At 61.5% G+C, this 24,777-nt stretch carries 20 protein-coding genes; 6 read left to right on the plus strand and 14 right to left on the minus strand.

Annotated features, from left to right (window positions below):
- Positions 1-1,548: ABC-F family ATPase (locus J9893_RS09770; protein ID WP_210600252.1), on the plus strand; the 1,548-nt coding region annotated here is incomplete at its 5' end.
- 212 nt (positions 1,549-1,760) lie between these two features.
- Here the strand turns inward: J9893_RS09770 and ppiD are convergent.
- The 6 genes from ppiD to tig form a co-directional block, all read right to left on the minus strand.
- Positions 1,761-3,674: a peptidylprolyl isomerase gene (gene ppiD, locus J9893_RS09775; RefSeq protein ID WP_161957680.1), complete on the minus strand. Its 1,914-nt coding sequence runs from the start codon at positions 3,672-3,674 to the stop codon at positions 1,761-1,763.
- 149 nt (positions 3,675-3,823) lie between these two features.
- A complete protein-coding gene (hupB, locus tag J9893_RS09780) occupies positions 3,824-4,096 on the minus strand; it encodes a nucleoid-associated protein HU-beta (RefSeq protein ID WP_005315375.1) in 273 nt (90 codons plus the stop codon).
- A 240-nt stretch (positions 4,097-4,336) separates the two neighbouring features.
- The gene (gene lon / locus J9893_RS09785) at positions 4,337-6,691 is read right to left on the minus strand and encodes an endopeptidase La (protein ID WP_010674574.1); all 2,355 of its coding nucleotides are present in this window, start codon (positions 6,689-6,691) and stop codon (positions 4,337-4,339) included.
- A 139-nt stretch (positions 6,692-6,830) separates the two neighbouring features.
- The gene (clpX, locus tag J9893_RS09790; RefSeq protein ID WP_010674573.1) at positions 6,831-8,105 is read right to left on the minus strand and encodes an ATP-dependent protease ATP-binding subunit ClpX; all 1,275 of its coding nucleotides are present in this window, start codon (positions 8,103-8,105) and stop codon (positions 6,831-6,833) included.
- Between the two features lie 70 nt (positions 8,106-8,175).
- On the minus strand, positions 8,176-8,799 hold the full coding sequence (clpP, locus tag J9893_RS09795; RefSeq protein WP_005324106.1) for an ATP-dependent Clp endopeptidase proteolytic subunit ClpP: 624 nt from the start codon (positions 8,797-8,799) through the stop codon (positions 8,176-8,178).
- Positions 8,800-8,885: 86 nt separating this feature from the next.
- Positions 8,886-10,196 (minus strand): trigger factor, encoded by a 1,311-nt coding sequence (gene tig, locus J9893_RS09800; protein ID WP_010674572.1) that lies wholly within the window; start codon positions 10,194-10,196, stop codon positions 8,886-8,888.
- 430 nt (positions 10,197-10,626) lie between these two features.
- Between tig and J9893_RS09805 the strand changes: the two genes are divergently transcribed.
- Positions 10,627-11,061, plus strand: a complete 435-nt coding sequence (locus tag J9893_RS09805; RefSeq protein WP_042016081.1) for a YccF domain-containing protein — start codon at positions 10,627-10,629, stop codon at positions 11,059-11,061.
- An 84-nt stretch (positions 11,062-11,145) separates the two neighbouring features.
- Positions 11,146-11,736 (plus strand): 5'-deoxynucleotidase, encoded by a 591-nt coding sequence (gene yfbR / locus J9893_RS09810; RefSeq protein ID WP_210600254.1) that lies wholly within the window; start codon positions 11,146-11,148, stop codon positions 11,734-11,736.
- Positions 11,737-11,866: 130 nt separating this feature from the next.
- Here the strand turns inward: yfbR and lolE are convergent, their stop codons facing one another.
- From lolE to J9893_RS09825, 3 genes are read right to left on the minus strand one after another with little or no spacing between them, the layout of a single operon-like run.
- A complete protein-coding gene (lolE, locus tag J9893_RS09815; protein WP_210600256.1) occupies positions 11,867-13,108 on the minus strand; it encodes a lipoprotein-releasing ABC transporter permease subunit LolE in 1,242 nt (413 codons plus the stop codon).
- A complete protein-coding gene (gene lolD / locus J9893_RS09820) occupies positions 13,108-13,806 on the minus strand; it encodes a lipoprotein-releasing ABC transporter ATP-binding protein LolD (RefSeq protein WP_010674567.1) in 699 nt (232 codons plus the stop codon). The genes lolE and lolD overlap by 1 nt, the downstream gene beginning before the upstream one ends.
- 40 nt (positions 13,807-13,846) lie before the next feature.
- A complete protein-coding gene (locus tag J9893_RS09825; RefSeq protein ID WP_010674566.1) occupies positions 13,847-15,082 on the minus strand; it encodes a lipoprotein-releasing ABC transporter permease subunit in 1,236 nt (411 codons plus the stop codon).
- Positions 15,083-15,158: 76 nt separating this feature from the next.
- On the opposite strand from J9893_RS09825, the gene J9893_RS09830 reads away from it, so the two are divergent.
- Positions 15,159-15,734, plus strand: coding sequence for a PilZ domain-containing protein (locus J9893_RS09830; protein ID WP_042863798.1), 576 nt, complete (start codon positions 15,159-15,161; stop codon positions 15,732-15,734).
- A 42-nt stretch (positions 15,735-15,776) separates the two neighbouring features.
- Positions 15,777-19,241, plus strand: a complete 3,465-nt coding sequence (gene mfd / locus J9893_RS09835) for a transcription-repair coupling factor (RefSeq protein ID WP_210600259.1) — start codon at positions 15,777-15,779, stop codon at positions 19,239-19,241.
- A 494-nt stretch (positions 19,242-19,735) separates the two neighbouring features.
- Here the strand turns inward: mfd and fbp are convergent, their stop codons facing one another.
- Together fbp and J9893_RS09845 are read right to left on the minus strand one after the other, a co-directional pair.
- Positions 19,736-20,770 (minus strand): class 1 fructose-bisphosphatase, encoded by a 1,035-nt coding sequence (fbp, locus tag J9893_RS09840; protein WP_029314452.1) that lies wholly within the window; start codon positions 20,768-20,770, stop codon positions 19,736-19,738.
- Positions 20,758-21,144, minus strand: a complete 387-nt coding sequence (locus J9893_RS09845) for a hypothetical protein (RefSeq protein ID WP_210600261.1) — start codon at positions 21,142-21,144, stop codon at positions 20,758-20,760. Before J9893_RS09845 ends, fbp begins: the two co-directional genes overlap by 13 nt.
- Here J9893_RS09845 and J9893_RS09850 point away from each other — a divergent pair.
- Positions 21,144-22,760 carry a peptide ABC transporter substrate-binding protein gene (locus J9893_RS09850; RefSeq protein WP_069784707.1) on the plus strand — a complete coding sequence of 539 codons (1,617 nt, stop codon included), beginning with the start codon at positions 21,144-21,146 and terminating at the stop codon, positions 22,758-22,760. The two genes, J9893_RS09845 and J9893_RS09850, sit on opposite strands and share 1 nt — an antisense overlap.
- 50 nt (positions 22,761-22,810) lie before the next feature.
- Here J9893_RS09850 and J9893_RS09855 read toward each other — a convergent pair whose 3' ends face one another.
- The 3 genes from J9893_RS09855 to sixA form a co-directional block, all read right to left on the minus strand.
- Positions 22,811-23,731 carry a DMT family transporter gene (locus tag J9893_RS09855; RefSeq protein WP_039039040.1) on the minus strand — a complete coding sequence of 307 codons (921 nt, stop codon included), beginning with the start codon at positions 23,729-23,731 and terminating at the stop codon, positions 22,811-22,813.
- 185 nt (positions 23,732-23,916) lie between these two features.
- Positions 23,917-24,123 (minus strand): DUF1107 domain-containing protein, encoded by a 207-nt coding sequence (locus tag J9893_RS09860; protein ID WP_005324080.1) that lies wholly within the window; start codon positions 24,121-24,123, stop codon positions 23,917-23,919.
- A gap of 133 nt (positions 24,124-24,256) precedes the next feature.
- Entirely contained in the window at positions 24,257-24,724 is a 468-nt protein-coding gene (sixA, locus tag J9893_RS09865; RefSeq protein ID WP_041215262.1) for a phosphohistidine phosphatase SixA, read from the minus strand.
- Positions 24,725-24,777: the final 53 nt, after the last annotated feature.

Genomic DNA, 24,777 nt, shown 5'->3' on the forward strand with positions numbered 1-24,777 from the left:
CTGTTTGAGAACATCAGCGTCAAGTTTGGCGGCGGCAACCGCTACGGCCTCATCGGTGCCAACGGCTGTGGCAAGTCCACCTTCATGAAGATCCTCGGCGGCGATCTCGAACCCACCGGCGGCAATGTGAGCCTGGATGTCAACGAGCGCATCGGTAAGCTGCGCCAGGATCAGTTCGCCTACGAAGAGATGCGCGTACTGGACGTGGTCATGATGGGCCACACCGAGCTGTGGGCCGCCATCGCTGAACGCGATGCCATCTACGCCAACCTGGAGGCCACCGACGACGACTACATGAAGGCCGCCGAGCTGGAAGGCCTGGTCGCCGAATATGATGGCTACACCGCCGAATCCCGCGCAGGCGAGCTGCTGCTGGGTGCCGGTATTCCCATCGAGCAGCACAACGGCCCGATGAGCGAAGTGGCCCCGGGCTGGAAACTGCGGGTACTGCTGGCGCAGGCGCTCTTCTCCAACCCCGACATCCTGTTGCTGGACGAACCGACCAACAACCTGGACATCAACACCATTCGCTGGCTGGAGCAGGTGCTCAACGATCGTGAAAGCACCATGATCATCATCTCTCACGACCGTCACTTCCTGAACTCCGTCTGCACCCACATGGCGGATCTGGACTACGGCGAGCTGCGGGTCTACCCGGGCAACTACGACGAGTACATGCTGGCTGCCACCCAGGCCCGCGAGCGCCTGCTGGCCGACAACGCCAAGAAGAAGGCCCAGATCGCCGATCTGCAATCCTTCGTCTCCCGCTTCAGCGCCAACGCCTCCAAGTCCAGCCAGGCTACCTCCCGCCTCAAGCAGATCGACAAGATCAAGATTGAGGAAGTGAAGGTCTCCAGCCGTCAGAACCCCTTCATCCGCTTCGAGCAGGACAAGAAGCTCTACCGCAACATCCTGGAGATCGAGGGCGTCTCCAAGGGTTATGGCGACGGTCCCCTGTTCAAGGGGCTCAACATGATGCTGGAAGTGGGCGAGAAGGTCGCCATCCTGGGTACCAACGGGATCGGTAAGTCCACCCTGATCAAGACGCTGGTCGGTGCCCTGGCACCGGATACCGGCACCATCAAGTGGTCCGAGAACGCCCAGATCGGCTACTACGCCCAGGATCACGCCGAAGATTTCGACACCGATCTCAATGTGTTCGACTGGATGGCACAGTGGAAGCAGGAAAACGAAGACGAACAGGCGGTGCGCTCCGTGCTGGGTCGTCTGCTCTTCTCCCAGGACGACATCAAGAAGCCGGTCAAGGTGCTCTCCGGTGGTGAACAGGGCCGCATGCTGTTCGGCAAGCTGATGATGCAGCGCCCCAACATCCTCATCATGGACGAACCGACCAACCACCTGGACATGGAATCCATCGAATCCTTGAACCTGGCGCTGGAGATGTACAAGGGCACCCTGATCTTCGTCTCCCACGACCGCGAGTTCGTCTCCTCCCTGGCGACCCGCATCCTGGAACTGACCGAAGACGGCATCCGCGACTTCGGCGGCACCTACGAGGATTACCTGCGCACCCAGGGTGTGGTGTAATCCTCCGCTTTCAAGCAAAGCGATCAGAACCGGCGCCTCGTGCGCCGGTTTTTTTATGCCTGCTGGCAACGCCGAGCGGGATGCAAACCAGGACGATGCACGACTTAGCTCATCCCTGCCAGAGCAGGTAGCCGCCCCCCCTTGTACCGCGTACAGATAAAAAAACGGCTCCATTATGGAGCCGTTTTCACACTTGGGGCCGTGAGGCTGACCTACTCGACAGTGGCTTCCACGTCGGTGAAGTATTCGATCTTGGCCGCCTTGCGCAGCTCGTCGATCAGCGACTTGTAGTCGGCCTGTGCCTTGCCCTGACCCAGCTGACCTTGCAGCAGGCTCACCATCTGGGACGGCTCCTTGATGACGTTGACCTTGTCCAGCGCCACCACCACACGATCACCGTTGGCTTCGGTCACCAGCTCGACGCTCGGCTTGCCATCGGTCGGATGGGGCATGCGGAACACCTGGGTCACCAGGTTCTGGTCCATCTCCTGGGCGAAACGGGATACGCCGGTATGGGTATCCACTTTCAGACCCAGCGCGGTCAGGTCGGCCTGAACGTTCTCACCGGCCTTGAGCTTGTCCAGCAGACCCTGGGCCTTGCCACGGGCCACTTCACTGGCCTTGTCGTGCTTGATGGCGGTGATCACCTGCTCTTTCACCTCGGCAAGCGGCTTGGCCGCCTTCGGCTGGTGACCCATGATGTGCAGCACCAGCGCCTTGCCGTCGGCCAGCTCGATCACGTCGGAGTTGGTGTTGTCATCACGCAGCTGTTCGGAGAACGCCACGGAGAGCACCTTGGGATCATTGAGCGGTGCCGGCGCATCGGCCTGGCTGAAATAGCCGGTGGACTGCACCTGGAGGCCCATGGCTTCGGCGGTCAAGTCCAGGGAGTCCGGGTTCTCGAAGCTGCTGTCGGCCATCTTCTGCTGTTCGGCGAAGAACTGCTCCTTGGCCTTCTCAGACTGCAGACGGGCGATGGTATCGCTCATCACGTCCACGAAGGGCTTGGTCTTGGCAGGCTCGACGGCCAGCAGCTTGATGATGTGGAAGCCGAATGGGCTCTTCACCACGGCGGAGAGATCGCCAGCCTTGGCCAGCGCGAACGCGGCTTTCTCGAAGGCAGGATCCATCACCCCTTTCTCGAACCAGTCGAGCTCCCCGCCCTTCTTCGCGGAGAAGGTATCGGAGGAGTCGGCCTTGGCCAGCGCGGCGAAATCGTCACCCGCCTTGGCCTTGGCCAGCACGGCCTCGGCTTTCTGCTCGGCGGCCTTTTCATCCTTGCCAAACGGGATCAGGATGTGCGCCACCTGACGGCGCTCGGGACGCTGGAACAGATCCTGATGCTGGTCGTAGTAATCCTGGGCATCCTGCTCGGTGACCTTGATGTTCTTGCCAAGGTTCGCGGCATCGAGCAGCAGATAGTCGACCTTGACCGTCTCGTCGTTCATGAAGCGAGCACTGTTGGCCTTGTAGAACTGCTCCACCTCGGCATCGCTCACCTCGATCCCGTCCACATAGGCGGAAGCGGCCAGACGGATCAGGCGCAGGTCACGGGTCTGGTTGTAGAGACGATCCAGTTGCTCGGCTTCACCCTTGAGGGCGAACTCCGATCCCAGCACGGCGCCCATCAATTGCTGGCGCACCATGTCCTGGCGCAGGGAGTCGCGGAACATCTCGGGGGTCATGCCGGCACGGCGAATGAGCTGCAGGTAGCGGTCATTGCTGAACTTGCCGTTCTCGGCAAACTCGGGCATGGCGACGATGGCCTGCTTGATTTGCTCATCGCTGACGCGCAGACCCAGGGAGCGAGCCTTGTCATCGATCAGCGCCTGATCGATCAGACGGTCCAGCACGCCACGGCGGAACTGTTTCATGTAATCGGGATTGGCGGCCAGCTGGTTGAAGGCCTCACCCATTTGGGATTCCATGCGGGCCCGCTCATTGCGGTAGGCATTCTCCAGTGCGGGGGCACTGATGTCATTGCCGTTGACGGTGGCGGGGGCGGTACGTGCCGGGCCATTGAGGTAGCTGCCTACGCCGGCCAAGGCAAAGGAGAGGATGATCAGGCCCAAGATAACCTTGGCTACCTTGCCCTGCGCCCCTTCGCGTAGTTTATCCAACATCATGTTTGTACTTATGCTCCCGAACTCGATGGGCGTAAATAATGAAAAGGCGCACCGATTGCGATGCGCCTTGGTCAAGCAGTATGAGGGAGAGCCCTCTCACTTGTCTGGTCAGAGACCAAGGACGGTGCCGATAGATATCAGCGACCGGCTTAGTTGACCGCGTCTTTCAGGGCCTTGCCGGCTTTGAAGGCAGGAACTTTACCGGCAGCGATTTCGATGGTCGCACCAGTTTGCGGGTTGCGGCCGGAACGGGCTGCACGCTCGCGAACGGCGAAAGTACCGAAACCAACCAGAGCAACCTGGTCACCCTCTTTCAGGGCTTCGCCCACGGCATCGATGAAGGCATCCAGCGCACGACCAGCGGCAGCTTTGGAGATATCAGCACCGTCTGCAATCTTGTCAATCAGTTGAGATTTATTCACTCTTATATTCCCCTTTTATCGAACATCGCTGCGGCGCTGATTTCCCTGGCCACAACAAGTGGAGGTTTTATAACAAGCCTCCTGATCAGTTGCAAGTGACAATCTGGCGCAAACCCGCGCCACATCACGCATTGCGACTCATCATGAGTACCCGATCGGTGGTCAAGGCTACTTCCGTTGTCCGGTGCATGCAAGCCTTAACCACCCCCCGAATGCGCCAAATTTGCGGCGCATCAACATTTACACGACAGAAACGCGTTCGAAACCTTGCGGATTGTCCTGCAACGCCAGTGCAAGCACCTCATCAATCCAGCGAACCGGATAGATTTCAAGATCTTGTTTGACGTTGGCCGGGATCTCCTCGAGGTCACGTTCGTTCTCTTTCGGGATCAGCACACGCTTGATGCCACCACGGTGGGCCGCCAGCAGTTTCTCCTTGAGACCACCGATGGGCAACACCTCGCCACGCAGGGTGATTTCACCCGTCATGGCCACGTCGGCACGCACCGGGTTGCCGGTGAGGCTGGAGACCAGGGCGGTACACATGGCGATACCGGCGCTCGGGCCGTCTTTCGGGGTCGCCCCTTCCGGCACGTGCACGTGGATGTCGCGCTTCTCGTAGAAGTCGCCGTTGATACGCAGCTTCTCGGCACGGGCTCGCACCACTGTCATGGCCGCCTGGATGGACTCCTGCATCACGTCACCGAGGGAACCGGTGTAAGTGAGCTTGCCCTTGCCCGGCATGTTGGTGGTCTCGATGGTGAGCAGATCGCCCCCCACTTCGGTCCAAGCCAGCCCGCACACCTGACCAATCTGGTTCTGGTCGGTGGCCTTGCCATAGTCAAAGCGCTGTACCCCCAGGAACTCCTTGAGGTTCTCCTGGTTGACCTGAACATGCTTGATGCTCTTGTCCAGCAGGATGCGTTTGACTGCCTTGCGACAGATTTTGGAGATTTCACGCTCCAGGCTGCGCACACCCGCCTCGCGGGTGTAGTAGCGAATCACCCCGATCAGCGCCGAATCCTCGATGGTGATCTCGGAAGGCTTCAGGCCGTTGCGCTGGATCTGCTTGGCCACCAGGTGCTGCTTGGCAATGTTGAGCTTCTCGTCCTCGGTGTAACCGGACAGACGGATCACTTCCATCCGGTCCAGCAGCGGACCCGGTATGTTCATGGAGTTGGAGGTGGCCACGAACATCACGTCCGACAGGTCATAATCCACTTCCAGATAGTGATCGTTGAAGCTGCTGTTCTGCTCGGGATCCAGCACCTCCAGCAGGGCGGAAGCGGGATCGCCACGCATGTCCGAGCTCATCTTGTCGATTTCGTCGAGCAGGAACAGCGGGTTCTTCACGCCGACTTTCGCCATCTTCTGGATGAGCTTGCCGGGCATGGAGCCGATGTAGGTACGGCGGTGACCACGGATCTCCGCCTCGTCACGCACCCCACCCAGGGCCATGCGCACATACTTGCGGCCGGTGGCCTTGGCGATGGACTGGCCCAGGGAAGTCTTGCCCACCCCGGGAGGCCCGACCAGGCAGAGGATGGGGCCCTTAAGCTTGTTCACACGCGCCTGCACTGCCAGGTATTCGAGGATGCGATCCTTGACCTTGTCCAGGCCATAGTGATCCGCATCCAGCACCTCCTGGGCCTTGCCTAGGTCTTTCTTGACCTTGGAGCGGGCCTTCCAGGGCACCTGCACCATCCAGTCCACATAGCTGCGCACCACGGTGGCTTCCGCCGACATGGGGGACATCATCTTGAGCTTGGCGAGCTCGGCCTGGGCCTTCTCGCGGGCATCCTCCGGCATCCCGGCCTCTTCAATCTTGCGATTGAGGGCTTCGAATTCATCCGGGCTGTCTTCCAGCTCACCCAGCTCTTTCTGGATGGCCTTCATCTGCTCGTTGAGGTAATACTCCCGCTGGCTCTTCTCCATCTGCTTCTTGACCCGAGAGCGGATGCGTTTCTCGACCTGCAACAGGTCGATCTCCGACTCCATCATGGCCATCAGAAACTCGATGCGCTCGGACACGGAGGCGATTTCCAGCACCTTCTGCTTGTCTTCGAGCTTGAGCGGCATGTGGGCAGCCATGGTATCGGCCAGGCGCGCCGCATCGTCAATCGCCGAAATCGAGGTGAGTACCTCGGGCGGGATCTTCTTGTTGAGCTTGATGTAACCTTCGAACTGGCCGATGGCAGAGCGCACCAGCACGTCCTGATCCTTCTCCTCGATGGGGGCGGACGCGATGTACTGGGCCTCCCCGACAAAGAAGTCGCGATCGTCGATCATCCGCTCAAGGCGGGCACGCTGGCCCCCCTCCACCAGCACCTTGACGGTGCCGTCCGGCAGCTTGAGCATCTGCAGAATATTGGCCACTGTCCCGACGGAGAAAATTTCCTCCACCGTCGGTTCGTCAGTCGACGCATCCTTCTGGGCCACCAGCAGGACTTTCTTGTCCTGCTCCATGGCCGCTTCCAGACAGCGAATGGATTTTTCCCGCCCCACAAAGAGTGGAATGACCATGTGGGGATAGACCACCACGTCACGAAGAGGCAGGACGGGAATCTCGATGCGTTCTGAACGCTCTAGGTTCATATATGTCCTCTCGGCTTGTTATACCGTTGGCAAAGGCTTGGCTGAGTATATGGGGGCGCAAAGATGAGATTCAATCGCCTTGGCCGTAAAAAGCATGAAAGGGGCAAAAAGCCCCTTTATGTGATTAAAAATCAGACAGTTACTCTGAGGCTGCGGCCTGAGTCTCGGGATTGTCGTAGATCATCAGGGGCGCGGAGTCTCCCTTGATCACCGTCTCGTCGATCACCACCTTGCTGACCCCTTTCAGGGAGGGCAGGTCATACATGGTGTCGAGCAGTACGGCCTCGACAATGGAACGCAGACCCCGGGCACCGGTTTTGCGCTCCATGGCCTTGCGGGCAATGGCATTGAGCGCGTCGTCACGAAACTCCAGCTCCACCTCTTCCAGGGCGAACAGCGCGGCATACTGCTTGGTCAGCGCGTTTTTCGGCTCTTTCAGGATCTGGATGAGGGCAGCCTCGTCAAGCTCGGTCAGGGTCGCGACCACCGGCAGACGGCCGATGAACTCGGGGATGAGACCGTACTTGATGAGATCTTCCGGCTCCACCTTGGCAAAGTTCTCGCTCAGGGTTGCCTTGGCATTCTTGGATTTCACCTCGGCGCCAAAACCGATGCCGGTGCCCTTGACGGAGCGCTGCTCGATCACCTTGTCCAGCCCCGCGAAAGCACCACCACAGATGAAGAGGATCTTGGAGGTGTCGACCTGCAAAAACTCCTGCTGCGGGTGCTTGCGACCGCCCTGGGGCGGCACGGAGGCGATGGTGCCTTCGATCAGTTTCAGCAGTGCCTGCTGCACCCCTTCCCCGGAGACGTCGCGGGTGATGGAGGGGTTGTCCGACTTGCGGGAGATCTTGTCGATCTCGTCGATGTAGACGATACCGCGCTGGGCCTTCTCCACGTCGTAGTCGCACTTTTGCAGCAACTTCTGGATGATGTTCTCCACGTCCTCGCCCACGTAACCGGCTTCGGTCAGGGTGGTGGCATCGGCCATGGTGAAGGGCACATCCAGCAGACGAGCCAGGGTCTCGGCCAGCAGAGTCTTGCCGCTGCCGGTGGGGCCAATCAGCAGGATGTTGGATTTGCCCAGCTCCACGCCACCGGACTCGCTGCCGCTGCGAAGACGCTTGTAGTGGTTGTAGACAGCCACTGCCAGCACCTTCTTGGCGTACTCCTGACCGATCACGTAGTCGTCCAGATGGGCGCGGATTTCATGAGGGGTCGGCAGCTCGCTACCATCGCGCTTGGGAGAGATCTCGCGGATCTCTTCGCGGATGATGTCGTTGCACAGCTCGACACACTCATCACATACGTAGACGGAAGGGCCAGCGATCAGCTTGCGCACTTCATGCTGGCTTTTGCCGCAGAAAGAGCAATACAGCAGCTTGTCGCCCTCACCCTTGCGTTTCTCTGTCATTCAGCGACCTCGTTTTATCAATAGAGGATGGATCGTCCTGTTGAGTTTACAACAGGACGGGGTACCCTGCTCAGCCGCGCTGGCTCAGGATGCCGTCAACCAGACCATAGGCAACGGCCTGTTCGGCGGACATGAAGTTGTCACGGTCGGTGTCGCGCTCGATGGTGGCCATGTCCTGACCGGTATGGAACGCCAGACGATCGTTCAGGGTATTCTTGATTTTCAGGATCTCCTGGGCATGGATCTGGATGTCAGAAGCCTGGCCCTGGAAGCCGCCCAGCGGCTGGTGGATCATCACTCGGGCATTGGGCAGGCAGAAACGCTTGCCTTTGGCGCCACCGGCCAGCAGGAAGGCCCCCATGGAGCAGGCCTGCCCCATGCAGACGGTGCTCACGTCCGGCTTGATGAACTGCATGGTGTCATAAATGGACATACCCGCAGTGACGGCGCCACCCGGCGAGTTGATGTAGATGCTGATGTCCTGATCCGGGTTCTCGGACTCCAGGAACAGCAGTTGGGCCACCACCAGGTTCGCCATGTGATCCTCGACCTGACCGGTCAGGAAGATCACCCGCTCTTTCAGCAGACGGGAATAGATGTCGTAGGAACGCTCCCCTTTCGCGGTTTGCTCTACCACCATCGGGATGAGCGCATTGCGTGGGGATTCAGTCACATCGTTATAGTTCTTGTACATAAGGCATTGTCCCTAAAATAAAATGGCCCGAGTGGAGATCACACGAGCCATTATACTTAACAGTTTTGACCTTAAGTCAAATATTCTTAGGCAGCGGCACCGGACTTGTTGATCACTTCGTCGAAGGCAACTTCTTTCTCGGTGACTTGCGCCTTGGACAGGATCAGATCGATGGCTTGATCTTCAATGGCCAGGTTGCGCACGCCGTTCAGCATCTGCTCGTTCTGCTGATAGTACTCGATCACTTCTTTCGGATCTTCGTAGGCAGTGGCCATGGACTCGATGATGCTGGTCACACGGGCGTCGTCAGCCTTGATCTCGTTGGTGCGGATGACGTCACCCAGCAGCAGACCAACGCGGACACGGCGCTCGGCCTGGGCCTGGAACAGCTCGGCCGGCAGCTCGGGGGCGTTGCCGCCCTGGAAGCCACCGAAGCGCTGCAGAGCCTGCTGACGCAGGGTGTCGATTTCCTGGGCAACAGCAGCCTTCGGCAGATCGATCTGGTTGGCTTCAACCAGGCCGTTCAGTACCTGCTCTTTCACGCTGTTTTTCAGGGCCTGGGCCAGTTCGCGCTCCATGTTCTTGCGCACTTCAGCCTTCAGCTCTTCAACGCTGCCGCTCTCGATGCCGAAACGCTTGACGAACTCTTCGGTCAGCTCGGGCAGCACTTGCTCTTCAACCTTGTGCAGCTTGGAGGCAAACTTGGCAGCCTTGCCCTTCAGGGCTTCGGCGTGGTAGTCAGCCGGGAAAGTCACCTCGATGGTGAACTCGTCGCCCGCTTTCTTGCCCAGGATGGCGTCTTCGAAGCCCGGGATCATACGGCCAGCGCCCAGTTCCAGGGTGAAGCCTTCAGCCTTGCCACCGTCGAACTCTTCACCGTCGATGGAACCGACGAAGTCCATGGTCACACGCATGCCGTTGGCGGCAGCCACAGCGGCTTCAGTCCAGGTGGCGTGCTGCTTGCGCAGGGTGTCGATCATGTTTTCCAGGTCGCTATCCTTAACGGTGGCAACCGGCTTCTCGACCTTGATGCTCTCCAGACCGGCAACTTCGAACTCCGGATACACTTCGAAAGTGGCGGTGAACTCGAAATCCTGACCTTCTTTGATCTCTTTCGGATCCATGGTCGGGGCGCCAGCCGGGCTCAGTTTGTTCTCGATGATGGCCTTGATGAAGTTGTTCTGCATCATTTCATCGGCAACGCGGGCGTGAGCCATGGCACCGAACATCTTCTTGATGATGGCAACCGGAGCCTTGCCAGGACGGAAACCGTCGATGCGACGGGTTTTGGCCAGGCCATTCAATTCTTTGCGCACGGCGGCGTCAACGGTAGCGGCCGGTACAGTGATGGTAAGACGGCGTTCCAGACCCTGGGTTGTCTCTACAGAAACTTGCATTCTTTTACCTCGTTCAACTCAGCACTGCGTGCTGACCCTTTATTGCCCCCGGGCAAGCCCGGAGTCTTCCTGTTTATAAAGACAACGACTGTCTTTGTGATGAGAAAATATGACGCGACATTATAGCGGCGTGCAGTGGTCGCGTCGAGCCGCACATCCCCCATCCGGGGCACAGACAGCACAATTTGCGCAAGACTTTCTCCTATATGGGGAAGCCTTGCACCGAGTTCAAGCATTCCATCCGCAATAATTTGCACTGGCTCACTCTTTTTCACGGCGAACGGGCCATTTTGATCGCCATCCGCCGCCAATCAGGCACAAAAATGGCGTGCTGCGACCCAAATTGTCCACCTTCTCGCCTGCGCCATTGCGTCCCCCGGCAGGGCTCGCTATGGTGACAACCAATTTACGTGCTGCTGGAGTCACCCACATGTCCTTTTTCCGCTTCTTGTTCAATCTGCTCTGGTTCGTGCTGGGAGGCGTCTTCATGGGGCTGGCCTGGTGGCTGGCGGGGCTGCTCTGCTTCATCTCCCTCATCGGGATCCCCTGGGGACGCGCCTGCTTCGTCATCGGCACTTTCACCTTCTTCCCGTTTGGCAAGCAGGCGGTGAGCCGCAAGAGCATGACGGGCCAGAGCGACATCGGCACCGGTGCCCTGGGGCTGATTGGCAACATTCTCTGGTTTGTGCTCATCGGGGTCTGGCTGGCCATCGGCCACATCGCCTCGGCGCTGGCCTGTTTCGTCACCATCGTCGGCATCCCGTTCGGCATCCAGCACCTCAAGCTGGCCCTCATCAGCCTTGCCCCCATCGGCCAGATGATAGTGACCAACCACGAGGCCGAATCGGGCCGCTACATCCGCTGACAGCCCATCTCAGACTATCCTTGCGGGTGGAAAAAAGGGCAGACTAGGGTCTGCCCTTTTTCATTGCCCCATTCGAGGTCTTTCATGCTGCCCAGCCATTTTTTTGCCAACCTCGCCCGTATGCGCCTCATCTACCGCTGGCCCCTGATGCGCAACATCCAGCCCGAAAACATCGCCGAGCACAGCTTGCAGGTTGCCATGGTGGCCCACGCCCTCGGCCTTATCAGCAATCGCCTGTTCGGCGCTCAGGTGGATGCAGACCGGGCCGCCGTCATGGCTCTCTACCACGACAGCAGCGAGGTGCTGACCGGGGATCTGCCCACCCCGGTCAAGTACTTCAATCCCGAAATCGCCCGTGAATACAAGAAGATTGAGCTTGCCGCCGAGCAGCGCCTGCTGGGCATGTTGCCGCCTGAGCTGGTCGAGGACTTTCGCCCCCTGCTCGACTCCGGCGCCCAGGACGAGGCCCTCACCAGCCTGGTGAAGGATGCAGACACCCTCTGTGCCTACACCAAGTGTCAGGAGGAGCTGAGCGTCGGCAACCGGGAGTTCGAGCCCGCGCGAAAGCGCCTCGAGCAGATGCTGGACGCCAGGATGAACCCCGCCATGCGCTACTTCATCGATGTCTTCGTGGGGAGTTTTTCACTGCCTCTCGATGAGTTGAATGCCCATTGATGCCATCAACACGGCACCGGGCATCATCTCCTCCTGCGTATTGCCCCGATAACCGCCACGTCGGGGGTTTCCCCACAAAAGAGTGACAATAAAAAGGGCCCCGCAGGGCCCTTTATCACATCCATGGGCATCAATGCCCCAGTTCCCGGGACGGCACCAGGCCGCTCGCCCGCCAGGCAGGATAGAGGGTCGCCACCAGGCTCATCAGGATGGCGGCGCCGGTCACGATGAGCAAGTCCTGCATGTGCAGCTCGGTCGGCAGGAAGTCGATGAAGTAGATGTCGGGATTCAGGAAACGGTGCCCGATAACCCCTTCGATGGCGCTCAGGATCTGGGTCAGCTTGCTGGAGAGCAGACCGCCAAGCAGGGCGCCGAGCAAGGCTCCCGCCACCCCGTTCACCATCCCCTGGATGACGAAGGTAAGCCGGATCTGGCCCGGGCTCGCCCCCATGGTCTTCAAGATGGCAATCTCGCTGCGCTTCTCATTCACCGCCATCACCAGAGTAGAGACGATGTTGAAGCAGGCCACCGCCACCACCATCAGCATCACCACGTACATCACGGTGCGCACCATCTGGATGTCCTGATAGAGATAACCCTGACGGCTCATCCAGCTACTGATATAGACGTAGTGCGGGAATTTCTGGGCCGCCGCCACCGTGATGGACTGGGCCTTGAGCACTTCGTTCACCTTGAGGCTGAACCCCTCCACCGCGCTGCCCATGCCGGTGATGGCCTGGGCGTCCGCCAGGTGCATGAAGCCGAGCAGGCCGTCGAGCTGGCCGCCGATCTCGAGCAGCCCCACCACGGTGAGCGCCTCCCGTTTCGGGTTCTTGATGCCGGCGGCATCACCCGCCTGGGGCAGCAGCAGGGTGACGGTGTCCCCTGTCTTGACCCCCAGCTTGTCGGCGATGATCTTGCCGAGGATGACCCCGTGTTCACCCGCCTGCAGCTCGCGAAGGCCCCGACCCGTCATGAAGTTGCCCGCATCGGAGAGATTGGCTTCCAGCTCCGGCAGCACCGCACGCAGCTGGACCCCCTTGAGGGCGGAGCCGTGCTCCAGCAGGCCGTCCAGGCGAATGACGGGGGCAGCCGCCTCCACCCCGGGCTGAGCCAGCAGGTAGTCCCTGAGCCGCGGCCAGTCAGGCAGTGGCGCCTCCATGCCGATGAGCTCGCCGTGGGGGACCACGGAGAGCACCCGGTTCTTGAGCTCCCGCTCGAACCCGTTCATGGCGGAGAGGCCAAGAATGAGGGCCATCACCCCGAGGGCGATGCCGATGAGGGAGGAGGCCGAAATGAAGGCGATGAAGCCGTTGCGACGGCGGGAGCGGCTGTAACGCAGGCCCAGGAACAGGGGCAGCGGCTTGAACATCAGGCGACCTCCGCCATGATGCCGCTCACCAGGGTGACCCGGCGGTGGAGCTTGGCCGCCAGGCTCAAGTCATGGGTCACCACCACGAACGCGGTGCCAAGCTCGCGATTGAGCTCGCACAAGAGCTCATAGACGGCGGTGGCGCTGGCGTGATCCAGGTTGCCGGTGGGCTCATCCGCCAGCACCAGGCTGGGTTCGTTGACCAGGGCTCGGGCGATGGCCACCCGCTGGCGCTCGCCACCGGAGAGCTCGGACGGTCTGTGGTTGAGACGGTGGGAGAGCCCCACCCGCCCCAGCATCTTGCTCGCCTTCTCGGTGGCGCTGGCCACCGACTCACCGGCGATCAGCAGCGGCATGGCCGCATTTTCCAGTGCGCTGAATTCCGAGAGCAGGTGGTGGAACTGGTAAACGAAACCCAGCTCCTGGTTGCGAAACCTCGCCTGGGTGCGGCTGTCCCAGCCATGGATGTCCTGCCCCTTGAACAGCACGGCGCCGCTGGAGGGGTTGTCCAGCGCCCCCATCAGGTGCAGCAGGGTGGTCTTGCCGGAGCCCGAGCTCCCCACCACCGCCAGCATCTCCCCGGGGGCAACGTCCAGCTCGATCCCCTTGAGTACCTGGGTCTCCAGATTGCCCTCTTTGTAGACATGATTGAGGGCCTGGCAGCGCAGCAGCGGCTCGCAGGAGACGGATTGATTCATAACGGGGGCTCCACTTGCACCAGTAACAACAGAAGATGAATTATTCATAACGCAGCGCCTCCGCCGGTTTGACCCGGGCCGCGCGGGAGGCCGGGTAGAGGGTGGCACTGAAGCTGAGCAGCACGGCGCCCAGCAAAATGGTCATGACCTGGGCCGGCTCGACGATGACCGGTAGACCGCTGCCCCCCGCCGCCATATAGAGGTTGAGCCCAAGGGCATTAAGCAGAGGATTGAGGCCGAAGCAGAGCGCCAGCCCCGCCAGCCCCCCGAACAGGGCGCCGATGACGCCGCTCGACGCCCCCAGCACCATGAAGATCTTGACGATGCCGGATTCGCTCATGCCCATGGTACGCAGGATGGCCACCTCCCCTTCCTTGTCGGTGACCACCATCACCAGGGCGGAGAGGATGTTGAAGGTGGCGACCGCGATGATCAGCACCAGCATCAGCCCCATCATCCGTTTTTCCATGGCCACCGCCTGGAACAGCTCGCCGCGCTCGCGGCGCCAGTCCTGCCACTCCAGCCCGTCCGGCAACGCGGTCTTCACCACCTCGTCGGCGGCGAAGGGATCGTCCAGCCAGAGGCGGATGCCGCCCACCTTGTCTGCGGGCAGGCGCAGCATGCGCTGGGCATCCCCCAGGGCAATCAGGGCCACCTGGCTGTCCACGTCGGCGCCGACCCCGAAGATGCCGGAGACGGTGAAAAGACGCTGGGCCGGCACCCGGCCAAAGGGGGTGAAGCGGGTACCTTCGGTCAGGATGAGACGCACCTGGTCGCCGATGGAGACCTTGAGGCGGCTGGCCACCCCCTGCCCCAGCACGATGTGGTATTCACCGGCCTGCAGGCTGTCAAGGCGCCCACCCAGCATCTGGGCGTGCAGGATGTCATCCTTGGGCCAGCGGGCGGGATCAATCCCCTGCACGCTCACACCGGTGAGCTGACCCGGGCTTTGCAGCATGCCTTCGCTGTCGAGCATGGGGGCCGTGGCCACCACGTGGGGCAGGCGGGCCAGATCGGGCAGACCTTCGGGCTCGGCCTCGATGCGTCCAGCCTGATTGGTCACCACCACATGGGGGATCACTCCGAGGATGCGCCCCTTGAGCTGTCCTTCGAACCCGTTCATCACCGAGATCACCACCATCAGGGCGGCGACCCCGATGGCGATGCCAAAGGTGGAGAACAGGGAGATAAAGGAGACGAAGCGGTTACTGCGTCGCGAGCCTGCATAACGCAGGCCGATGGCCAGCGACAGTGGCTGAAAAAGTCCGGTCTTCAAGGATATCTACGTTGCCAACGAAATAAGATACCGGATAATAAAGGGAAACCGTCTATGACAACAAGGGATAGCCTCCATGCAGGAACAGTTCTTCAGCGTCACCCATGCCACGCCGGTCAATGTGATCCCCATGCCGGCCGACTTTCGTCTGCCGACGCTGGAGGCCCTGGAGGCCGAGTTGCCCGAGCCGTTTCGCATCGCCTCCGCCATCACCTCCATCGATCTGGTGAGCAGCCGGTTGCTGCGCAGCCAGAACGAGTCCATGCACGATCTGGTGGAGATCATCAATCAGCAGTCCCGCAAGATCGACATGATCATGGGCTATGTGCTGGCGGCCCAGGATCACCCCGAGCACCGCTTCCACACCCTGCGCTTTGGCGCCGGGCAGCTCACCTACCTGCACCCCCACCAGGGGCACGGGGAGGCCCCCGCCCTGCACCAGATCGTGCGGCTCAAGATCTTCCTGCGGGAAGAGGCCTCCGCCGTCTACTGCTACGGCGAGGTCGTGCAGCGGGACGCCGGAGAGCATGGCACCCACGTGGTGCTCGACTACGTGCGCATCCGCGAGGATGACCGGGAGCTGCTGGTGCGCGCCAGCCTGCATGTGCAGTCGAAACAGCTCAAGCTGCGTGCCCAGGAACGTCAGCGCTAACCCAGGTCCATGTCAAAAGAACGCCAACAGTAAAAGACTCCGATGATGCCAATGACCCTCCCCGCCTTGCCCGCCAAAGCGGGCCAGAAGACAACGTTCGGCCAGCTGGTCGGCAGCAGCCTGGCTCTGGTTGCCGCCCGCCTCACCCGGGAAGCCCGAAGACCCGTCCTGCTGGTCACCGCCGATACCCCGAGCGCCCTGCGCCTTGAACAGGAACTGGGGTTCCTGCTGGCGGATCAGGATTGCCCGGTGCTGCTGTTCCCGGACTGGGAGACCCTGCCCTACGACAGCTTCTCTCCCCACCAGGACATCATCTCCCAGCGCCTCGAGACTCTCTACCAGTTGCCGCAGATGCGCCACGGCGTGCTCATCGTGCCCATCTCCACCCTGATGCTGCGCACGGCGCCCCAGGCTTACCTCGACAAATACAGCCTGATGGTCACAAGCGGCCAGCGCCTCAACCTGCAGCAGCTGCGCGGGCGTCTGGCGGAGGCGGGCTACGTGGCGGTGGAACAGGTGCTGGAGCACGGCGAATTCGCCGCCCGCGGCTCCCTGCTGGATCTCTTCCCCATGGGGAGCAGCCGCCCCTATCGCATTGATTTTTTTGACGACGAGGTGGACTCCATCCGCCCGTTCGACCCCGAGACCCAGCGCTCCAGCGAGCCGGTGAAGTCGGTGAGCCTCCTGCCCGCACGGGAATTTCCCACCGACGAGGGGGCCATCGAGCTGTTTCGTGGCCAGTATCGCGAACAGTTCGAGATCTCCCGCGCCGAGGGCTCCGTCTATCAGGAGGTGAGCAAGGGGCGCTGGCCCGCCGGCATTGAATACTACCTGCCGCTCTTCTTCCAGCAGACCGCCAGCCTGTTTGATTACCTGCCCGAAAACACCCTGCTGCTCACCGTGGGGGAGATCTACCCCGCGGCCCAGCGCTTCTGGAACGACATCGGCCAGCGCTATGAAGACAGACGCTGGGACAACACCCGTCCCCTGCTGCCGCCCCAGCAGATCTATCTGCCGGTGGAGCAGCTCTTCGCCGCCCTCGGGGACTATGGCGCCGTGCGTCTGCAGGAGGCGACCGTTGACGGCGGAGCGGGTCAGCACGATCTGCCCCTCGCCCCCCTGCCGGATCTGCAGCTCGACCACAGCAAGGAGCAACCCCTGCTGGCCCTTGACGGCTTCCTGCAAGGCTTTGCCGGGCGCACCCTGTTTGCGGTGGAGTCCGAGGGGCGGCGCGAGGGGCTCGGGGATCTGCTCGCACGGATCAACCTGCAACCCCGGGAGTTTGCTTCCCTCGACGCCTTCCTGGTGAGCGATGCGCGCCACGGGTTGCTGGTCTGTCCCCTGGAGCGGGGCTTCCTGCTGCAAGAGCCCGGCCAGACGCCCCTTGCCCTCATCACCGAAGCCGAGCTGCTCGGCGGCAAGATCCGCAGCAAGCGCCAGCGGGACAAGAACAAGAACCTGAGCTCGGATGCGGTGATCCGAAACCTGGGCGAGCTGACCCAGGGCCAGCCGGTGGTGCACCTGGATCACGGGGTCGGTCGCTACCTGGGGCTCGAGACCATAGACGCAGGCGGCCTGCCCACCGAGTTTCTGACCCTGGAATACGCCGGCGGCGACAAGCTGTTCGTGCCGGTCACCAGTTTGCACCTGATCAGCCGCTACACCGGCTCCGACAACCCGCCCAGCCACAAGCTCGGCGGCGAGGCCTGGGTCAAGGCGCGGCGCAAGGCGGCGGAGAAGGTGCGGGACGTGGCGGCCGAGCTGCTGGATGTCTATGCCATGCGGGCAGCCCGTCACGGCTTTGCCTTCAAGCACGACCGCGAAGCCTACCGCCAGTTTGCCGCGAGCTTCCCGTTCGAGGAGACCGAGGATCAGCTCAATGCCATCAACGCTGTGCTCGGCGACATGTGCCAGGCCAAGAGCATGGACCGCCTGGTGTGCGGCGACGTGGGCTTTGGCAAGACCGAAGTGGCGATGCGGGCGGCCTTTGTGGCCGTGCACGGCGGCAAGCAGGTGGCCGTGCTGGTGCCCACCACCCTCCTGGCCCAGCAGCACTACGACAACTTCCGCGACCGCTTCGCCAACTGGCCGGTGCGGGTGGAGGTACTGAGCCGCTTCCGCTCCGCCAAGGAGCAGAGCGCGGTGATGAAGGAGATGGCCGAGGGCAAGGTGGACATCATCATCGGCACCCACAAGCTGCTCAGCGCCGAGCTCACCTTCAAGGATCTGGGCCTGCTCATCGTCGACGAGGAGCATCGCTTCGGGGTGCGCCAGAAGGAGAAGATCAAGGCGCTGCGCGCCGACGTGGATATCCTCACCCTCACCGCCACCCCCATTCCCCGCACCCTCAACATGGCCATGTCCGGCATGCGAGATCTCTCCATCATCGCCACCCCGCCCGCCAAGCGGCTCGCCATCAAGACCTTCGTGCGCCAGCACGAACCTGCGGTGGTGCGCGAGGCGGTACTGCGGGAATTGAAGCGCGGCGGCCAGGTCTACTACCTGCACAACGACGTGGAGAGCATCGAGAAGTGCGCCGCCGATCTTGCCGAGCTGGTGCCGGAGGCGCGCATCGGCATCGCCCACGGCCAGATGCGCGAGCGGGAGCTCGAGCGGGTGATGTCGGACTTCTACCACCAGCGCTTCAACCTGCTGGTGTGCACCACCATCATCGAGACCGGCATCGACGTGCCGAGCGCCAACACCATCATCATGGACCGGGCGGATCACCTTGGCCTGGCCCAGCTGCACCAGCTGCGGGGCCGGGTCGGTCGCTCCCACCACCAGGCCTATGCCTACCTGCTCACCCCCCATCCCAAGCTGATGACCAAGGATGCGGCCAAGCGGCTGGAGGCCATCGCATCCCTCGAAGATCTCGGCGCCGGCTTTGCGCTCGCCACCCACGATCTGGAGATCCGGGGCGCGGGCGAGCTGCTCGGCGACGATCAGAGCGGCCAAATTGAATCGGTGGGCTTCACCCTCTACATGGAGATGCTGGAGCAGGCGGTGGAGGCGCTCAAACATGGCAAGGAGCCGTCGCTGGAGCAGCTCATGAGCCAGCATACCGAGGTGGAACTGCGCCTGCCCGCCTTGCTCCCGGACGACTACATCCCGGACGTCAACATGCGGCTCTCCATGTACAAGCGCATCGCCAGTGCCGCCGATGAGCAGGAGCTGCGGGAGCTCAAAGTGGAGCTCATCGATCGCTTCGGTCTCTTGCCGGAGCCGACCAAGACGCTGATGGAGCTGGCCGCCTTCCGCCAGCGCGCCACGGCGCTGGGGATTCGCCGGGTGGAGATGAGCGAGCGCGGCGGCTATCTGGACTTTACCCAGGAAACCCGCGTCAACCCGGCCTATCTGGTCAAGCTGCTCTCGGAACAGCCGCGCATCTACAAGATGGACGGACCGACCCGGCTGCGCTTCCAGGTGCCGACCCAGGACAGGGCCATGCGCCTCAAACTGGTGGACGGCCTGCTGGCGGATCTCGCCCGCCATGCCACCCCCTGAGGGTAAGCATGACGTCAGCAGGGCGCGACCTGCCGCCCATAACAACGGGAGCCCCAGGGCTCCCGTTTCGTTGCTGGCAAGGGGCGGCATCTCGCCCCCGGCCCCCCTTCTTGTCCCCGACGCCTCGGTTCGCCCTCCTGGCAGCACCGTTTTACCGCCGAATCCATCCACTGATACGATGCATTGGGTCATAACCCATCTGAAAAACAGATGGATGTGGGGAGGATTGTGGGCAAAAAACGGGTTCAACGCGCCTCGATAGCCCCGCAGATGGCCCGTGCCGTATTTATCCCGCCCACGTATCCAGACCCGGTATTCCGGCAAGGGGGCCACCAGCCATTGCACCGCGTCCGTCCGTCAGCCCGTCAGCCCGTCAGTCCGTCAGTCCGTCAGTCCGTCAGTCCGTCAGCATATCAACCTGGCTACACCCGCCTGCACGCCAATAAAAACGGGAGCCTTGACGGCTCCCGTGACGAAGGGACGCTGGCCCGGGCTTAGCCCTGGTTGGCCGGATCCTCGTGGGCGGAGAACTCCCGCATGAAGGCCTCGGCCCGCTCCACCATCCTGGTGGACCCGACGAAGTAGGGGGTCCGCTGGTGCAGAGCGGTAGGCTGGATGTCCATGATGCGGCCAAAGCCATCGGACGCCTTGCCACCGGCCTGCTCCACCAGGAAGGCCATGGGGTTGCACTCATAGAGCAGGCGCAGCTTGCCGTTCGGAGAGTTGGTGCCGGACGGGTAGATGTAGATGCCCCCCTTGAGCAGGTTGCGGTGGAAATCCGACACCAGGGAACCGATGTAGCGGGAGGTATAGGGCCTGTGAGTCGCCTCGTCACGCTCCTGGCAGTATTTCAGGTACTTCTTCACCCCGTCCGGGAACTTGATGTAGTTGCCCTCGTTGATGGAGTAGATCTTGCCCTCCTCCGGAATGCGGATGTTCTCGTGGGAGAGGCAGAAGCAGCCGATGGAGGGGTCATAGGTGAAGCCGTTGACCCCAAAGCCGGTGGTGTAGACCAGCATGGTGGAGGAGCCGTAGACCACGTAGCCCGCCGCGACCTGACGGTGACCCGGCTGCAGGAAGTCTTCCAGGGTGACGCCGGCGCCCGGTTTGCTGACCCGGCGGTAGATGGAGAAGATGGTCCCGACCGAGACGTTGACGTCGATGTTGGAGGAGCCGTCGAGGGGGTCTATCAGCACCACGTACTTGGAGTGACGAGAGAGCTCGGAATCGAAGGAGACGAAGTCCTCCTCCTCCTCAGAGGCCATGCCGCACACCTCGCCACGGGCCTCCAGCGCCGCCTTGAAGCGCTCGTTGGCATAGACGTCCAGCTTCTGCTGCACCTCGCCCTGCACGTTTTCGGCGCCGATGGAGCCGATGATGTCCGCCAGACCCGCCTTGTTGATCTCCCGGTTCACCACCTTGGCGGCCAGGCGGATGGAGCTGAGCAAGGAGGTCAGCTCGCCGGTCGCGGTCGGGTAGTCCGCCTGCTTTTTGACGATGAACTCGCCCATGGTGATCATGTTTCGCATTCTTGTTCCTTTAAGATCGTTTCCGTTGGCCGTTGAAAACGTTTGCAGGTGTCGGCAAAAAAAGTGCCGATCCCCGGCAGCGTTGTTTTGTAACCCAATGTAACGCCTGTTTTTTGTTTTTGCAGCGAATTAAGCCGTTCTTTAAATCGCCAGAAAACCGCGCCACCACGGGCTTTCGGCGTGAAACAAGGGTGCCATCCGGCATCTTTTGGGGGGTTAATTCGTGACAAGAATGCATCCGGGCCGACGCGGCTGCCCGCCTTGCTCCCCCTGGCGCCCGGCAATGTTGCGCCAGAGGCTCCCCTCTTGAGATCTGCCCCCCAATCCCGCACACTGGCTGCGCTTTGGAAGCAAAAAAACATAAGGATATTCAATGAAAAAGTCGCTTATCGCCGGGGCGGTTGCCGCTCTGCTCACCCTCCCCGTCCTCGCCGCCCAGGTGCCTGAAGGCACCCAGCTTCTGCCAGCCGCCCAGCAAGTGTTCGTGCGCAACATCGGCACCGAGCCTGCCTCCATCGATCCCCAGATGGTGGAAGAGAGCGCGGGCAGCGACGTCGTCAACGATCTGTTCGAGGGGCTCTATACCCTGGATGGCAACGGCAAGCTGCAGGCGGCGGGCGCCCTTGGCTACGAGCTCGATGCCACGGGCACCGTCTACACCTTCAAGCTCAGACCCGATGCCAAATGGTCCAACGGCGAGCCGGTGACGGCGGCGGACTACGTCTATGGCTGGCAGCGGGCGGCGGACCCCAAGAACGCCTCCAACTACGCCTGGTTCATCGAGCTGACCGGCGTCGCCAATGCCAGCGACGTGGTGCAGGGCAAGCAGAGCCCGGATGCCCTGGGGATCAAGGCGCTCGATGACTACACCCTGCAGATCACCCTGAAAAACCCGGTCCCCTTCTTCCTCAAGACCCTCTCCCACTACACCACCTTCCCGGCGCCCAAGGCCACCATCGAGAAGTTCGGTCATGAGTGGGTCAAACCGGCCAACATCGTCTCCAACGGCGCTTTCGCCCTCAAGGAGTGGACCCCGAACGAGCGCCTCATCGCCGAGCGCAACCCCCACTACTGGGACAACGAGCACACCGTGCTGAACAAGGTGATCTATCTGGAGATCGTCTCCGATACCGCGGCCTACAACCGCTATCGTGCGAGCGAGCTGCACTACACTACCTATCCCCTGGAGCAGTATCAGCAGATCAAGCGCCAGAGCCCGGAGGAGCTGGTGAGCGCCCCCATGCTCGCCACCTACTACTACGTCTTCAACACCCAGCGCAAACCCTTTGACGACGTCAGGGTACGCAAGGCACTCTCCCTTGCCATCGACCGGGACACCATCACGGAGAAGATCCTGGGACAGGGGCAGCTTTCCGCCTTCAGCCTGACCCCGCCGAGCGTGGACGGCTTCGAGCTCAAACGCCCCGCCAGCGAGCTGATGAGCAAGGAAGAGCGCATCAAGCAGGCCAAGGCGCTGCTCGGCGAGGCGGGTTACGGCCCGGGCAAGCCGCTGACGGTGGACATCCTCTACAACACCAACGAGGGGCACAAGAAGATAGCGCTCGCCATCTCCTCCATGTGGAAGCACAACCTGGGGGTCAAGGCGGAGCTCAACAACATGGAGTGGAAGACCATGGTGTCGGCCCTGAACGAGGGTGACTTCGGGGTGAGCCGCTACTCCTGGAACGGAGACTACAACGATGCCTCCACCTTCCTCGACATCATGACCTCCAGCAGCAGCGCCAACAGCGGCAAGTGGTTCAACAAGGAGTACGACGCCCTCCTGGCCAAGGCCCATGACGCCAAGGATCCGGCCGAGCGCAACCGCCTCTATCAGCAGGCCGAGGTGCTGATCGACGAGGAGGCCCCCATCGCGCCTGTCTACTTCTACGTGAAATCTCGGCTGCTCAAACCCAACGTCAAAGGCTACCCCTACCAGAACCCGCAAGACCTGGTCTATGCCAAGGATCTCTATCTGACGGCGCAGTGACGCTAGGCACCGAACCAAAAAGACCGCCTCGAGGGCGGTCTTTTTTTATCCTACTTCTCCTGACAGCCCGCCACCGCGAGCCGGGCGCGTCTTCGCACCGTCACGGGCCTCACCAGCAACTGCGCCAGCAACACCCCCATCAGGGTCATGCCGCCACCGATGAGGTGATAGCTGGTGAGCCGCTCCCCGAGCCAGCTGATGGCAAGGGCGGCCGTCATGACCGGCAACAGGTTCATGAAGATGGCGGTACGGCTCGCCCCGAGCAGGGCAATGCCCTGCATCCAGAGCCAGGGCGAGAGGGCCGAGGTCGGGATCCCCGCATAGAGGATGAGCCAGAGGGCGCTGCCATCGGGCCAGTGCCCGTCCACCAGCAGATAGAAGGGGGTGAGGAACAGAAGGCTGCACAGCACCTGGCCGTAGAGCATGGACCAGTTGTCCAGCCCCAGATCCCAGCGCTTGAGCAGCACGCTGTAGAGCGCATAGGTGGCCGCCGAGAGCAGCATGTAGACGGAACCGATATGGATGCCCTGGGTCAGCAGCCGGGCCGGATCCCCCTGCCCCAACAAAATCGCCAGCCCCAGAATGGAGATGGCGCCTCCCAGCAGCGCCCCCCAGGTGGGCCGCTCGCGCAGCAACCAGATGCTGAGCAGCACTGTCATCAAGGGGGTCAGCCCCATCATCAGGCCAATCTCGGTAGCCCCCAGGGTCTGGGCCGCGTAATAGCCAAAGGTCTGGTTCAAGACCATGCCGAGCAGGGCCAGCACCGCCAGCTTCGAGAAACCGGCCCGCAGCTTGCGGCGCTCACGCCAGGCCCGGTGAGCCAGAAACGGGGTCAGCACCAGGGCCGCCACCATCCAGCGCGACCAGGCGAGCGCCGCAGGAGACAACACCCCGACCGCCAGCTTGCTGACGATGCCATTGCCGGCCCAGATGGCCATGCAGGAGAAGGGAAACAGGAAGGCAAGGGGCATTGCGATATCCAGAATAAAAAGGCGGGTATTGCGCGCGAGTATAGAGAGGCAATCAGGATAAGCAAGCCTGCCAACGCAGGAAGAAGCGCCATGACGCGAACGGTTGGCGCCGCGCCCAGGCGCCATCAACAATCATGCCCGCACAGGGGCGGGCATGAGGGGGACCAGGGTCAGCCTGAGGCGTCTCAAGCGGCATCCATGTGGAGCCTTGAAATCAGTTCATTGACCTCGAGCACCGTCTGGCGATGGGGAATGTCGGCTTGCAATGGCATCATCAGCAAGCCCGACTGGAAATCGAAGCGCCCCCTGCCGTGGATGTAAATCCGCCCCTTGAAGAAGGTTTTGACATGTTTTGCCACCATCAGTGGCAGGTACTTCTTGAACACTCTCATCGTTTGCAACCTCTTGAAGTTGTATCCGTATGACAGCAGCTTATGCGAAATAATTCCGTTAAATTTATATAAAAAACCGGAAAAATCGACTCTCTCTTCCCCAAAAAACCAAACTGTAACTTATTATTAACTTTTACCGTATTGTATGCGGTCCTTCCAGCCAGAGCAAGACTCCTTTGCCATCTTGCCATTCGATGCAGGCCAGCCCGGACGTCGCGAACATGGGGGCCCCTGCCGCCGGGCAGAGACTCTGGACCAGATACCCCACCAGCGGCAGGTGGCTGACCATCAGGATGTTGTCATGCTCCGCCGCCAGCGCAGTGAGGTAGCTCGCCACGAAAGCCGGATCCCCGTAGGGGGTGATGTCGCCGCTCTCCTCGACCTTGAGGGCCTTGGGCAACACGGGGGCGATGGCCTGCCAAGTCTGTCTGGCACGCAGGTAGTTGCTGTGGATCACCAGGTTCAGGGAGCCTGCCAATTGGGGAGCCAGCCAGCCCGCCATGTGGATGGACTCTTCGATGCCTTGCTCGGTCAGTGGACGCTGTTCATCAGTCTTTGCGTTCATGCCAGCCTGGCCATGACGCATGATGTAGATTTTCATTACAACCTCGCCCAGGGGGCCTGTTTAAATAGCGGGGGGATCTTACCCCGCCA

The sequence above is a fragment of the Aeromonas sp. MaB10011B genome (assembly GCF_017939325.1).
GTDB lineage: Bacteria > Pseudomonadota > Gammaproteobacteria > Enterobacterales > Aeromonadaceae > Aeromonas > Aeromonas caviae.

Coding starts and splice junctions, on each gene's coding strand:
- ppiD (WP_161957680.1), bottom strand. CDS start 3,674: ATGATGTTGGATAAACTACGCGAAGGGGCGCAGGGCAAGGTAGCCAAG.
- lolE (WP_210600256.1), bottom strand. CDS start 13,108: ATGTTCAAGCCGCTGCCCCTGTTCCTGGGCCTGCGTTACAGCCGCTCC.
- tig (WP_010674572.1), bottom strand. CDS start 10,196: ATGCAAGTTTCTGTAGAGACAACCCAGGGTCTGGAACGCCGTCTTACC.
- J9893_RS09850 (WP_069784707.1), top strand. CDS start 21,144: ATGAAAAAGTCGCTTATCGCCGGGGCGGTTGCCGCTCTGCTCACCCTC.
- J9893_RS09855 (WP_039039040.1), bottom strand. CDS start 23,731: ATGCCCCTTGCCTTCCTGTTTCCCTTCTCCTGCATGGCCATCTGGGCC.
- lon (WP_010674574.1), bottom strand. CDS start 6,691: ATGAACCTAGAGCGTTCAGAACGCATCGAGATTCCCGTCCTGCCTCTT.
- J9893_RS09860 (WP_005324080.1), bottom strand. CDS start 24,123: ATGAGAGTGTTCAAGAAGTACCTGCCACTGATGGTGGCAAAACATGTC.
- J9893_RS09830 (WP_042863798.1), top strand. CDS start 15,159: ATGCAGGAACAGTTCTTCAGCGTCACCCATGCCACGCCGGTCAATGTG.
- clpX (WP_010674573.1), bottom strand. CDS start 8,105: ATGACAGAGAAACGCAAGGGTGAGGGCGACAAGCTGCTGTATTGCTCT.
- clpP (WP_005324106.1), bottom strand. CDS start 8,799: ATGTACAAGAACTATAACGATGTGACTGAATCCCCACGCAATGCGCTC.
- yfbR (WP_210600254.1), top strand. CDS start 11,146: ATGCTGCCCAGCCATTTTTTTGCCAACCTCGCCCGTATGCGCCTCATC.
- J9893_RS09805 (WP_042016081.1), top strand. CDS start 10,627: ATGTCCTTTTTCCGCTTCTTGTTCAATCTGCTCTGGTTCGTGCTGGGA.
- lolD (WP_010674567.1), bottom strand. CDS start 13,806: ATGAATCAATCCGTCTCCTGCGAGCCGCTGCTGCGCTGCCAGGCCCTC.
- mfd (WP_210600259.1), top strand. CDS start 15,777: ATGATGCCAATGACCCTCCCCGCCTTGCCCGCCAAAGCGGGCCAGAAG.
- sixA (WP_041215262.1), bottom strand. CDS start 24,724: ATGAAAATCTACATCATGCGTCATGGCCAGGCTGGCATGAACGCAAAG.
- fbp (WP_029314452.1), bottom strand. CDS start 20,770: ATGCGAAACATGATCACCATGGGCGAGTTCATCGTCAAAAAGCAGGCG.